The organism is Cereibacter changlensis JA139 (assembly GCF_003034985.1).
Taxonomy (GTDB): Bacteria; Pseudomonadota; Alphaproteobacteria; order Rhodobacterales; family Rhodobacteraceae; genus Cereibacter; species Cereibacter changlensis.
Genome location: NZ_PZKG01000115.1, coordinates 1 through 12,821 on the forward strand (window position 1 = coordinate 1; position 12,821 = coordinate 12,821).

Annotated in this window: 11 protein-coding genes and 1 tRNA gene; 8 read left to right on the forward strand and 4 right to left on the reverse strand. The window is 68.3% G+C overall.

The annotated features are described in order from the left end of the window. The 8 genes from C5F48_RS18090 to C5F48_RS18125 all read left to right on the forward strand — a co-directional run. Window positions 1-451: FAD-binding domain-containing protein (locus C5F48_RS18090; protein WP_219907813.1), on the forward strand; the 451-nt coding region annotated here is incomplete at its 5' end. A gap of 47 nt (window positions 452-498) precedes the next feature. Beyond that, window positions 499-1,710: an SAM-dependent methyltransferase gene (locus C5F48_RS18095; RefSeq protein WP_107665244.1), complete on the forward strand. Its 1,212-nt coding sequence runs from the start codon at window positions 499-501 to the stop codon at window positions 1,708-1,710. A gap of 20 nt (window positions 1,711-1,730) precedes the next feature. Then, on the forward strand, window positions 1,731-2,171 hold the full coding sequence (locus tag C5F48_RS18100) for a TrgA family protein (protein WP_107665245.1): 441 nt from the start codon (window positions 1,731-1,733) through the stop codon (window positions 2,169-2,171). Then, a complete protein-coding gene (locus tag C5F48_RS18105) occupies window positions 2,147-3,253 on the forward strand; it encodes an NUDIX domain-containing protein (RefSeq protein ID WP_107665246.1) in 1,107 nt (368 codons plus the stop codon). The genes C5F48_RS18100 and C5F48_RS18105 overlap by 25 nt, the downstream gene beginning before the upstream one ends. A 107-nt stretch (window positions 3,254-3,360) precedes the next feature. Next, complete coding sequence (locus C5F48_RS18110; protein ID WP_107665247.1) at window positions 3,361-4,395, forward strand: cysteine synthase A; 1,035 nt, start codon at window positions 3,361-3,363, stop codon at window positions 4,393-4,395. Continuing rightward, a complete protein-coding gene (locus tag C5F48_RS18115) occupies window positions 4,392-6,881 on the forward strand; it encodes a DUF3772 domain-containing protein (RefSeq protein WP_245941505.1) in 2,490 nt (829 codons plus the stop codon). The genes C5F48_RS18110 and C5F48_RS18115 overlap by 4 nt, the downstream gene beginning before the upstream one ends. Next, complete coding sequence (locus tag C5F48_RS18120) at window positions 6,878-7,594, forward strand: alanyl-tRNA editing protein (protein WP_107665248.1); 717 nt, start codon at window positions 6,878-6,880, stop codon at window positions 7,592-7,594. Before C5F48_RS18115 ends, C5F48_RS18120 begins: the two co-directional genes overlap by 4 nt. 279 nt (window positions 7,595-7,873) lie before the next feature. Then, window positions 7,874-7,963 (forward strand) — tRNA-Ser (locus C5F48_RS18125). Between the two features lie 729 nt (window positions 7,964-8,692). On the opposite strand, the gene C5F48_RS18130 is transcribed toward C5F48_RS18125, so the two are convergent. The 4 genes from C5F48_RS18130 to C5F48_RS18150 all read right to left on the reverse strand — a co-directional run. Beyond that, window positions 8,693-8,986, reverse strand: a complete 294-nt coding sequence (locus tag C5F48_RS18130; RefSeq protein ID WP_107665249.1) for a hypothetical protein — start codon at window positions 8,984-8,986, stop codon at window positions 8,693-8,695. After that, window positions 8,889-10,490 (reverse strand): hypothetical protein, encoded by a 1,602-nt coding sequence (locus C5F48_RS25270; protein WP_170139721.1) that lies wholly within the window; start codon window positions 10,488-10,490, stop codon window positions 8,889-8,891. Before C5F48_RS25270 ends, C5F48_RS18130 begins: the two co-directional genes overlap by 98 nt. Before the next feature lie 43 nt (window positions 10,491-10,533). Next, window positions 10,534-10,947, reverse strand: coding sequence for a hypothetical protein (locus tag C5F48_RS18145; protein WP_107665250.1), 414 nt, complete (start codon window positions 10,945-10,947; stop codon window positions 10,534-10,536). A gap of 131 nt (window positions 10,948-11,078) precedes the next feature. Further along, on the reverse strand, window positions 11,079-12,821 hold a 1,743-nt coding region (locus C5F48_RS18150; protein WP_107665252.1), incomplete at its 5' end, for a hypothetical protein.

A 12,821-nucleotide genomic window follows, 5' to 3' on the forward strand; every position in this document is an offset into this window, starting at 1 on the left:
GCCCTTCGTCGACGCGGCGATGCGCGAGATGTTCGTGACCGGGACGATGCACAACCGCGCCCGGCTGATCGCGGCGAGCTATCTGACCAAGCACCTGCTGACCGACTGGCGCGTCGGGCAGGCCTGGTTCGAGGAGTGCCTGATCGACTGGGACCCGGCCTCGAACGCGCTGGGCTGGCAATGGGTGGCGGGATCGGGGCCGGATGCCTCGCCCTATTTCCGCATCTTCAACCCGGCGACGCAGGCCGAGAAGTTCGACCCCGACGCCGCCTATCGCCACCGCTTCATCGCGGAGCTGGCGCGGCATCCGGGGCGCGAGGCGCTCGACTTCTTCGAGGCCGCGCCGCGGCGCTGGGGGCTCTCGCCCAAGGCGGCCTATCCCGCGCCGATGATCGGTCTCGCCGAGGGCCGTGACCGTGCGCTGGCGGCCTATGCCGCGAGAAACGCTTGAGAAACACCGGCGCTTTGCGCCAGAATGACCGAAACACCGGGGATCCCATGACCATCCTGACAAGCACCAAGGGCCAGAGCAACCTGCCCCGCTACTTCCACGCCGTCTTCGACGTGATGCAGCGGCTGGAGCATGGCCGCATCGACTTCGTGCTGGACGACGGGCGTCGTTTCCGGATCGAGGGCAAGCATCCCGGCCCGGTGGCGGATCTGGAGATCCACAACCCCGACCTCTTCGCCCGGCTGATCCGCGAGGGCGATCTGGGCTTTTCCGAAGCCTATCTCGAGGGCTGGTGGTCCACCTCGGACCTGCAGGCCTTCATGGATCTCGTGCATGTCGGCAACAACACCGTCTACGACGCCTTCCCGGGCATGCGTCTGGTGCGCGCCTTCGAGGGGCTGCGCCACTGGCTGCGCGGCAATTCGCGGCGGCAGGCCAAGAAGAACATCGCCAGCCACTACGATCTGGGCAATGCCTTCTACTCCCTCTGGCTCGACGAGAGCATGACCTATTCCTCGGCGCTGTTCCGCACCGGGCAGGAGAGCCTCGAGGGTGCGCAGCGGCTGAAATATGCCAGCATGGTCGACCAGATGGGCGCGCAGCCCGGAGATCATGTGCTTGAGATCGGCTGCGGCTGGGGCGGCTTTGCCGAATATGCGGCACGCGAACGCGGGCTGCGCGTGACCGGGCTCACCATCAGCCAGGCGCAATACGATTTCGCCGTGGCGCGGATCGCCGAGGCCGGGCTTTCGGACCGGGTGGAGATCAAGCTGCAGGATTACCGAGACGAGCGTGGCACCTATGACGGCATCGCCAGCATCGAGATGTTCGAGGCGGTGGGCGAGAAATACTGGCCGGTGTATTTCTCCACCCTGCGCGAGCGGCTGAAGCCGGGGGCCAAGGCGACGCTGCAGATCATCACCGTGCCGGACGCCCGCTGGCAGGTCTACAAGCGCGGCGTCGACTTCATCCAGAAATACATCTTCCCGGGCGGCATGCTGCCCTCGCCGGGGGCGCTGCGCAGCGAGGTGCAGCGGGCCGGGCTGCGCGTCGCCCACTCGATCGAGTTCGGCGACAGCTACAGCCTGACGCTGCGGCGCTGGCACGAGAGCTTCAACCAGCGCTGGGACGAGATAGCCCGGATGGGCTTCGACGACCGCTTTCGCCGCATGTGGAATTTCTACCTGACCTCTTGCGCCGGCGCCTTCCACGGCGGAAACTGCGACGTGACGCAGATCACGGTAACCCGCGCCGACTAGGCCTCCCGGACAGGACGACGATGCCGACAGCCGCAAAACTGTTCGCCGCCATGGCCTTCGCCGCGGCGGCCTATATCGCGGCGGGCATCTCCGCGACCGGCCTGCCGGAGGGCACTCCCACCGGGCTGCTGGGGCCGGTCTCGGCCGCATTGGGGCTGATCTGCGGCTGGCGGGTCAGCGGCGCGCTGGCCGGGCGCGGGCTGGCGGCGGCGATGGGGACGGGGGTGCGGACCTCGGCCACCATCGCCTTCTGGGCGCTCTTGGTGTTCTCGACCGCCCGGATGCTGCGCGATTCCACCCGGATGATCTATGACGGCCCGGTGGAGGCCCTGCAGGGCGTGTTCTCCTGGGGGGTGATCTATGGCCGGCTGCTGCTCGCGCCCGAGGTGCTGGCGGCGCTGGTGCTGGGCGGGATCGTCGGCGGCTGGCTGAGCGAATGGGCAAGCCAGAGGTGGCGCTGAACGACATGGAACAGGTTTTTCTTTACGGGCCGCTCCGCGACGACCGGCTGCGGGCGGTGGTGCTGGGCTGCGACCGGGCCGGCGCGCCCGCGCTTCTGGCCGATCACGCGCTGCTGGGCGAGGGGGCAGTGGCGGCGCTGGCCCCTCATCCCGATGGCTCGGTCGAGGGGCTGGCGCTTGCGCTGGAGGCGGGCCTGCTGGAGCGGCTCGACTTCTACCAGCGGGTCTGCGGGCTGGAGCCGATGACGGTTGGCCCGGGGCGCAGCTGGGGCGGCGGCGAGGGGCCGCTCTGGGATGCCTTGGCCTGGGGTGAGGTCTGGGCGGCGACGGTGCGCGCAACGGCTGGCGACGTGATGCGGCTGTTCGGCCGGGCGGAGGTCGCGGCGGTGCGGGTGCGTTACCCGCTGATGCTGGTGCGCGGCGGAAGCCGGGCCCGGGCCGAGCGCGAGGCCGGGGCGACCGCGGTGCGGCGCGCGGCGGCGGAGGGCGACCTGCGCATCGCCTCGCAGCGCCAGCCCTATGCGCGCTTCTTCGCGGTGGAAGAATACGACATCGCCTTCCGCCAGTTCGGCGGCGGCCACAGCGAGACGGTGACGCGGGCGGTGTTCCTGTCGGGCGACGCGGTGACGGTGCTACCCTACGACCCGGTGCGCGACCGGGTGCTGCTGGTCGAGCAGTTCCGCCCCGGCCCCTTCGCCCGCGGTGACCGGCAGCCCTGGCTTCTGGAGGCCATCGCCGGGCGGATCGACGCCGGCGAGACGCCGGAGGCCGCGGCGCGGCGCGAGGCGGTGGAGGAGGCGGGGCTGACCTTGGGAGCGCTGCTGCCGGTCGGCAATTACTACCCCTCGCCGGCGGCCAAGGCGGAGTATCTCTATTCCTACCTCGCGCTCTGCGACCTGCCCGACGATGCGGCAGGGGTGTTCGGCCTTGAGGGCGAGGCCGAGGACATCCGTGGCCATCTCGTCGGCTTCGACGCGCTGATGCAGCTGATGGCCAGCGGCGAGATCTGCAACGCGCCCCTGATGCTCAGCGTGCTCTGGCTGCAGCGCGAGCGGGCGGCGCTGCGGGCCGGGGCAGCCTGACCCGACACCGTCAGCCGGGTGGCGGTCATCGGCCTGTTCCGCCGCATGTTCTTGAGTTCCCCCGCGGGCGCTTCTACACAGAAGGGCAAAGCTCGGAGGACGCACCCATGCGGGTATTCAAGGACCTGGCCGAAACGATCGGCAACACGCCCCTCATCCGGTTGCGGAAGGCGTCGGAGATGACCGGCTGCGAGATCCTCGGCAAATGCGAGTTTCTCAACCCCGGCCAGTCGGTCAAGGACCGCGCGGCGCTCCACATCATCCGCGACGCGGTGGCCAGGGGCCTGCTGAAGCCCGGCGGCACCATCGTCGAGGGCACGGCCGGCAACACCGGAATCGGTCTGGCGCTGGTCGGCGCCTCGATGGGCTTCCGCACGGTGATCGTGATCCCTGAGACGCAGAGCCAGGAAAAGAAGGACATGCTGCGCCTCGCCGGGGCGCATCTGGTGCAGGTGCCCGCCGCGCCCTACAAGAACCCCAACAACTACGTCCGCTACTCCGGCCGCCTGGCCGAGGCGCTTGCGCGGACCGAGCCGAACGGCGCGATCTGGGCCAACCAGTTCGACAACGTGGCCAACCGCCAGGCGCATATCGACACCACCGGGCCTGAGGTCTGGGAACAGACCGGCGGCAAGGTCGACGGCTTCATCTGCGCCGTGGGCACCGGCGGCACGCTGGCCGGCATGGGCATGGCGCTTCAGCCCAAGGGCGTGAAGATCGGCCTCGCCGATCCCGAAGGCTCGGCGCTGCATGCCTTCTACACCGAGGGCAAGCTCGAGGCGCCCGGCAACTCGATCACCGAGGGCATCGGCCAGGGCCGCATCACCGCCAACCTCGAGGGCTTTACCCCCGACTTCAGCTATCGCATCCCCGACACCGAGGCGCTGCCGCTGGTCTTCGAGATGCTGACCGAGGAGGGGCTCTGCCTCGGCGGCTCGTCCGGCGTCAACATCGCCGGCGCGATCCGCATGGCGCAGGAGATGGGCCCGGGCCACACCATCGTGACCATCCTCTGCGACTACGGCAACCGCTACCAGTCCAAGCTGTTCAACCCGGCCTTCCTCAAGGAAAAGGGCCTGCCGGCGCCGCGTTGGCTCGATGAGGCCCCGCAGGCCATTCCGGCGGTGTTCGAGGACGCATGACCCCCCGCCGCGTCGCCGGCGGGATGGGCCGGCTGGCCGCCCTGCTGATGCTGTCGCTGTGGCTGGCCTTCGCCGCCGCACCGCTGGCCCATGCCCAGCTGGCCTCCGGTCCGGCGGTGACCACCGACGCGCTGGAGCCGCCGGACTACAAATCCTACGAGCGCACCGCAGCCCGCGCCGAGAAGATGATCGAAGACCGGACGATCGTCACCCCGGCGCTGGAGAAGATGCGCGGCTATCTGGTGGAGTGGCGGGCGACGCTGCTGGCGGCGCAGGGCATCAACGCGACGCGGATCACCACCATCCGCCAGCAGATCGACGCGCTGGGGCCGGCCCCGGCGGACGGCGCCACCGAGGACGCCGAGATCGCCGCGCGGCGCAAGACGCTGACGGCGCAGCTCGCCGAACTGCAGGCCCCGGTGATCGCCGCGCAGGAGGCGCATCGCCGCGCCGACGGGCTGATCGGCGAGATCGACCGGGTGCTGCGCGAACGCCAGGCGGCGGAGCTCTTGCAGCTCTGGCCGACGCCCCTGAACCCGGCGAACTGGACGGCGGCGGCCTCCGCGCTGTCCGCTGTGGCGGTCGAGGTCTTCGAGGAGACCGAGCAGCGCGCCGGCACCGAGGCGGCCCGCGACCAGACCGGCGACAACCTGCCGCTGATCGCGGTGCTGACGGTGGTCGGCATGGCGCTTCTGTGGCGCGGTCGCCGGCTGATGGAGGCGCTGAGCACGCGGCTGCAGGAGCATGCCTCGGTGCGCAGCGGCAAGGTCTGGGCGCTGCTGGTCTCGATCGGCCAGATCGTGCTGCCGGTGGCGGGGATCGTGGCGCTGAGCCAGGCCATCACCCTGACCGGCATGACCGGCCCGCGCGGCACCGCCCTCGTGGAGGTTCTGCCCGCCCTCGGTTTCTTCATGTTCTCCGCCAACTGGATGTCGCTGCGGGTTTTCCCCAAGGCCGACAGTCAGGACGCACCGCTGAAGCTCTCGGCCGAGCGGCGCAAGGAGGGCCGGTTCTACATCGTCACCTTCGGCTGGATGATCGCGCTCGACGCGCTGCGACTCACCGCGCTGAACCCGGCGGAATCGGACAATGCCGCCACCTCGGTGCTGGTCTTCCCGGTGCTGACGGTGGCGGGGGTGCTGCTGGCGCGCATCGGCCAGCTCTGCCTCGTGCACATGCGCAACGACACCGAGGCGGACGAGCCGACCACCTACCGCAACCGGCTGATCGGCCTGCTGGGCCGCGCGGCCATCGCCATCGGCGTGATCGGCCCGGTGCTGGCGGCGATCGGCTATGTCTCGGCGGCGACGGCGCTGGTCTATCCGGCGGCGGTGTCGATGGGGCTGTTCGGCCTGCTCTTCGTGCTGCAGACGCTGATCGGCGATCTCTACACCCTCGCCACCCGGCGCGAGGACAGCCGCGACGCGCTCCTGCCGGTGCTGGTCGGCTTCCTCCTGATCCTCGCCATGACGCCGCTCTTCGCGCTGGTCTGGGGCGCGCGGCTCTCCGACCTCACGGAGATGTGGACCCGGTTCAGCGAGGGCTTCCAGCTCGGCACCACCCGGGTCTCGCCATCGAACTTCCTGTTCTTCCTCGTGCTCTTCGCCATCGGCTACGGCGTCACCCGGATGTTCCAGGGCGCGCTGAAGATGTCGATCTTGCCCAAGACCCGGGTGGATCTCGGCGGCCAGCGCTCGATCGTCGCCGGGGTCGGCTACATCGGCATCTTCCTCTCGGCGCTGATCGCCATCAAGTCGGCCGGCATCGATCTCTCGGGCCTCGCCATCGTCGCCGGCGCCCTGTCGGTCGGCATCGGTTTCGGCCTGCAGAACATCGTGTCCAACTTCGTCTCGGGCATCATCCTGCTGATCGAGCGCCCGGTGTCGGAGGGCGACTGGGTCGAGGTCGGGACGACCCAAGGCATCGTCAAGTCGATCTCGGTGCGCTCCACCCGGATCCAGACCTTCGACCGCACCGACGTGATCGTGCCCAACACCGATTTCGTCGCCGGTCGGGTGACCAACTGGACCCGCTTCAACCTGCTTGGCCGGCTGATCGTGCCGGTGACCGTGCCCTTCACCTCCGACAGCCGGCTGGTGGAGAAGATCCTGCGCGACATCGCCGAGGCCCAGCCGCTGGCGCTGCTGAACCCGCCCCCGGTCGTCGCCTTCGTCGGCTTCGGCGGCGAGACGATGATGTTCGAGATCCGGGTGATCCTGCGCGACGTGAACTTCTCGCTGCAGGTGAAATCCGAGATCAACCACCAGATCGCCGAGCGCTTCGCCGCCGCCGGCATCGCCTTCTCCAACGCCCACCGCGACTACCTGGCGCGGGTCGCCGGCGAGGCCGAGGCCGCCCGCCTGGCCGAGGAGGAGCAGGCCGAGGCCATGGCGGCGCTGCGCGAGGGCTTCCTGCTGCAGGGCCTGCCATCCCCCGAGGCCGCCAAGCGCTCCCCCGACACAGACGCGAAGGATACCACCGGATGACCCGACTGCTGTTCCGCGAAGACGCCTATCTGCGCGAGGCCGACGCCACGGTTCTCGGCCATACCGCCGAGGGCGGCATCCTGGTCGACGCCTCGATCTTCTACGCCACCGGCGGCGGCCAACCCGGCGACTCCGGCTGTCTGCTCTGGGAGGGCAGGCGGCTGCCGATCGCCACCACGCTGAAGCACGGCGCCGAGGTGGCGCTGGTGCCGGCCGAGCCGCTGGAGATGCCGCCGGTGGGCGGCACGGTGCGCCAGGTGCTGGACTGGGACCGCCGCCACCGTCACATGCGCATGCATACCGCGCTGCATCTCCTGTCGGTGGTGATCCCGCTACCGGTCACCGGCGGCCAGATCGGCGCCGAGCGCGGCCGGCTTGACTTCGACATGCCCGAGCCGCCCGAGGACCTCGCGGCGCTGGACGAGGCGCTGAACGCGCTGATCGACAGCGACCTGCCGGTGACCGAGAGCTGGATCACCGACGAGGAGCTGCTGGCCAATCCCGGTCTGGTGAAGACCATGTCGGTGATGCCGCCGACGGGGCAGGGCCGGGTGCGCCTGGTGCGGATCGGCGAAGGGGCGGGCCAGATCGACCTGCAGCCCTGCGGCGGCACCCATGTCGCCCGCACCAGCGAGATCGGCCAGGTGGAGATCGCCAAGATCGAGAAGAAGGGCCGCCAGAACCGCCGCGTGAGCCTGACGCTGCTGGGGTAGGGGCCGATGCGGGGACCCCGCCTGCCGTCCTCTGCGGGCGGGCGCTGCCCGGAGCGGGGACTGGATGCGCGTGTTGACCGGGCTTCGCCAGAGAGCCCCAACCGCTTGAGGTGCGCCCGACCGACGCAGCGCCGCGCCTCCGCCGCAAGCCACCATAGCGAGACACCGGCAGGCGACCCGCCCCCCGGAAGCGCTCCGCCGACACAACGCGCACAGCCCTCCGATTTCCCCTCCCGCCCCCTTGCCGCCCTCTGCGACCCGCGCTAAACAGCCGGCAACGGAGCGGTGGCCGAGTGGTCGAAGGCGCACGCCTGGAAAGTGTGTAGGCGGGGAACCGTCTCGAGGGTTCGAATCCCTCTCGCTCCGCCACTTACCCTCGCCAAAGCGTTCTCCCGATCCGGCGGTTGCCGGATTTTTCGCTGTGCCTGAGGGTTGTGCGGGAGGAGCTGACAGCCGCCCCAGCACCCAGAGAGTGAATGCATCCTCTCGGCGGACCATGCTCCTGACCTGCGAAACGGACCACTTACGGTTCAGAGCCATGTGGGGCGGAAAGCCTCCACTCGTCGCGCGTAGTGCTTCTGCAGGACGCTTGGCGGATAAGTCATGGTCTGCAAGCTGAGCAAGAGCCGGTGTGCGGCACGCTATGGCCCGGGTTCCACGATGTAATTCCCCGGCTGGCGGGCGACCTTGGCCTCAACGGCGGAGCACTTGCCGTCTCGCTCGGCTGCACTCTTCAAGACGCTGTCCGATCTGCGCCTGCGCCGGTTCATGCCAGCGGAGGGCGCGATTAGGTCTGGTCAGATAGGCTTGCAGGACCACGACTATCCCGCGCCGGAAATCTGGAACAAGGTCCCCGTTGGAGACGAACGGCAAAATCCGCAGTTGGTAGGCCCGGAGGGACTCGAACCCTTGAGGTGTATAATAAAAACAATGACTTAGAGAATTTCTGGCACGTGATCGGGCGGCAATTCTGGCACATCTTACGTAGCGTCATCACATGAAGCGAAGGCCCCGCCGGGGTGCCGGCAGGGCCTCGATTCGACAGTCCTAGAAGAACGGCGTCGCGTTGCGGAGCGATGCGGAGCGCAGAATCAGAAGTTAGAGGAGGAGGTCGAGGTCACCGAGAATCCCGGCTTCCTCGGCGGCGGTCAGGTGCGCGCCGGGGTGGGCGACACCCTCGCGCCGGTGCTTGGCTTCCATCCTCTTGATGAACTCGGCGGCGGTCGTGACGGGCTCGGGCTCAGCGGGCCGGACATGCTCGGGCCAGATGCCCCCGATTTCGCCCAGAATGGTTTTAACATAGCTCGGCCGGTCCAACTCGCACGGCGTGGGCTTCACCAGCTCGGCGACAAGCTGGTCGTAGACGGAGGTGAGAAGGTAGTGGTCGATCATGGGGTTGCTCCTGCTGTTGGCGGAGCATGAATCGCATAAGCGGAATCCGATTTGCAAGAGGCAAAATCGCGTAAGCCATTGATTTATATAAGTAAGCGCTAACTTGCGGGGCCGGTGGTCTCGGTGGTGATGCCGGGAACCTGCACCGCGACGCCAGCGATCCCGCCGCCCGGCTGCGCTGCCGATGCAGGACTCGCGGAGCGGGCCGTGTGGGGGCTGTTGCGGGTTTCCCGGTCATCGGGTGCCCGAAGAGGCCTGCCGGACTCACAGGGCCGGTCTGGAGCTTCTGCGCGGGATTTACCCGCGGGGTCGCCGGGGCGGTGGTCGTCGCGGCTTTGGAGGTGGTGGCGGCTCTGGACCGCGCGGGGGTGGTGCTGATCGGCTTGGCGAGCCGAACGAGGTCGTTCGAGACGAAGGTCAGGCGGTCGCCCTTGAGGGTCTTCGTGGTCTGGCGCTGATCCTTCAGGCAGTAGTCGGCCCAGCCGTCAGCGCCGGAGATCGCGTCGAGCTTGAGCTGTCGCGAACCAGCGCGCCCCGCGATCTCGCCGCCCGCCCGCATCAGCGCCCGCTTCAGAGCGTCAGGTGCTGCGATCCCGGCGACGACAGCGCCGTGCAGGTGAACCTTCCCGCCGGGCGCGACCTCGACTGCCAGCGCATAGGGGAGGCCGGACAACCCGACCTTCGCCAGCTCGCGGTTCAGGTAGCCGGAGAACAGACGGAGCGGATCGTCAGAGGCGACGAGGGCTTTCTCGCGGGCCGGTGACAGGTTCAAGGTCAGAGCGAGCCCATCATGCCCAGCGGCTGCCCGGACGGCTGCCCGGAACTTCTGCGCGCTGGTCATGCTGCGCCAAGCCGGAAGAGGGGCGAGCACGGGCGCGACCTTGATCTTCGACGTGGTGCTGGTGCGGGTGGTGGAGCTGGTGATCGCCGGAGAGATGGTCGAGGCGAAGTTGCGCTTCGCGAGGTCGATCAGCGCCCGCATGGAAGCGCGCGGATCGTGGGCGGGCAGCGAGGTCGAGGTGGGTAGCGGGGCGAGGTCCAGATCAGCGAACAGGCGATCCAGCTCGGCGGCGTCTGCGTCTGCGTCGGAGGAGGAGCTGGGGGAGTGTGCGGAGGAGGAGCCGGTGGTGGTGGTGGTGGTGGTGGTGGTGGTGGTGGGGTGGGAGAGGGGAAGAGAAGCCCTAACTGCACAACCCTCTTCCGGGGTGGGGCTAACCATCTGAGAAAGCGAGCGAATAGCGACGATCTCGGCAGGATTTTTTGCAGCAATTTTGCACGGAGCCGTTGCAGCAAAAATGTCTTCGAATGTGCGATCCAGCTCTGCCAGCGCCAGCTTGTCAGCACCGCTCAGGGTCGTGGGCTCAGGGGTGGCAAGATCGTCGAAGTCGCGCAGAAGATCGTCGAGGAGCTTCGCCTCGTCCGCTCGGCGCTTGATCGCCTGCTTGACTGTCTGATGGATGGCGTGGTATTTGAGAGACACCTTGAAGGCCCCGATGTAAGTCAACTACGTGGTCGTTAGAAAGCCCGGCGTTCGCAGCGCCGGGCTTTCACCTTTCAGAGGCTAATTTCGCCTCAGCTTCGATCAGTTTCGCCAGATCAGTCGCCACATCACGCGAGAACGTCTTTGTGACGCCGCCGAATGCCGGGACAGTCACCTTGATCCCGCTGCCCTTCCGGGCAACCGCGAACTTGTGCGTCATGTCGATGGTCGTCTTCGCCTCATAGCCCAGCGTGAACTCGATGATTGTTTTTGCGAGGCATTCTGCCCCTTCGGGCGTCAGGCGCAGCGGAGCGCCGCCGTCGAAGGCGATAACCACGGCGGGGGCGCTGTGCTTGATCTCGATCCCGGGAAGCGTTTTCTCGATGGTCCCGCGCTCGATCTCCTGCCGGACTAGATGGCCAATGGTGTCGCTGATCGACAGGCCGCCCAGAGCCTCGGCAATGCGCTTGATCTGGCCCAAGCGCTCGCTCGGGAGTTGGAGAGTAGGGTTCTGGATACGTGCCATGCCGGTAGGTCCAATGAAGTGCGTTGGACCTACCTACCACTATAGCACAAATCATGCAACATGATTGTTGCGTAACTGCCACACTGTTACCCGGTGCGGTTCAACATCGCGCCGGGCCGCATCTGTCGGCCAAGCTCGGCCCGCACAAGCGCGCGCATCGCTTCCTCGGTCTCGCGCCCGATCCGCTTCGCCAGATCGGCGTTCTGCTCGTCGGTGCCGCCGGTGGCGTTTACGTTGATCGTCGGCGAGAGGGTGATCGCCGAGGCGCTGCCAGACTCAGCAGGGCGGGCGAGGGCGGGCATCTTGCCGCCGGGGCCACCAGTGACCAGCCCGCCGCCGGAGTAGCCCCTCAGGGCCGTCTGGTGGAGTCCGTGAAGGTTCTGCACCCCGATGCGGGCGACGGCTTTCTTACTAACGACGAACTCGCCGCGATGCACCACGCCCGCAGGCTCGTAGGTGCCGCCGTGGCCGGTGTAGCCGCCAGCCGCGAAGCCGCCGCCCAGGAAGGCCATGACGCTGCCCAGCATGGAATCCCCGGCACCGCCCGCGCCGCTCAGCATCGACATGAGGCGCTTCTGAAGCGCCATCTTCATCATCTCCACCAGCAACTGCCCGACGGCCTCCTTCGCGCTGGTCGCTCCGGTCAGAACGCCGGTGAAGACATCGGTCAGCGCCTGCGCGCCCCGCTTCCCCGCATCCTCGATGTTCTTGATCCGCTCGGCTGCCCGCTCGGCGCTGTCGCCCGCCGTGACGTAGCTCTGCGCGAGCTGGTCGATCTCGGCTTCGAGCTGGGGCGTGATCGCCTTGCCCTCGCGCTGAGCAGCGGTCAGCAGGTCGGCCCGCTGGCGTGCGTATTCCAACATGTCGGCATAGCGCCGCCCGGTCGAGGCCGCGCTGGTCAGCGCCTGCTCCTCCGCCGCCAACGCTGCCGTCTCTTCGCGGATCGCCGTCACGGCGCGCTGGTATTCGTCGGCAGTGCGCGCGCCGCCGCCCGCCCGGCCTGTTCCCGTTCCGGGGGTTGCGGGCGTGGTCGGGGGCGGGGTCCAGATATCGGCCTTCGGCTTCCACCGCCCCTCGGTGCGGCTGGTGAGAACGGCGATGATCTCGTTCTCTTCCGCGTCCAGCTCGCGAAGCCGCTGTTCGACCACCGCCTTCGCCCGCGCGCCGTTCCGGCCTCCGGGCGCGTTCTGAAGGATCGCCGCCTGTTCGGCCTTCTCGCGCATGATCTCGCCCTGCCGGGTCTGAAGGGTCGTGTCCTGCTGGTTCTGGAACTCGCGGAAGCCGTCGAGAAAATCCGACAGCGAGGCGGCTGCCGAGACAATGGCGGACTTCAGCGCGGTCCCGACCGTCGAGGCGATCGCGTTGAACTGCCGATCGACCTCGGCGGCCTTGGCGATCAACTCGTCGTCCATCACCACGCCCAGCTCGCTCGCCCGGTCGATGGTGCGTCTGATCCCGGCCTCGCCCTGCGCCAGCAGCTCGACGAAGCGCTCGCCGCCGGAGCCGCCGAACAACTCGTCGGCGATGCGAATTTGCGCGGCCTTGTCGAGCTGTTCGAGCCGCCCCATGATCTCCAACATCAGCGCGCTAGGGTCTTTCAGCTTCTCCGCCAGCTCGCTGGTGCTGTAGCCCAGACGCTGAAAGGCTTCGGCAGCGGAGCCGCCGCCGGTGACGACAAACTCGTCGGCCCTGAGATTCAGCTCTTTGAAGCCATCGACCAGGCTGTCGACGCCGATGCGGTTCTGCTCGGCCACGAAGCGCCACTCCTGAAACGCCTTGGCGCTCATCCCGGCCCGCTTGGCCTCGTCGCCGATCTCGGCCACCCCCCG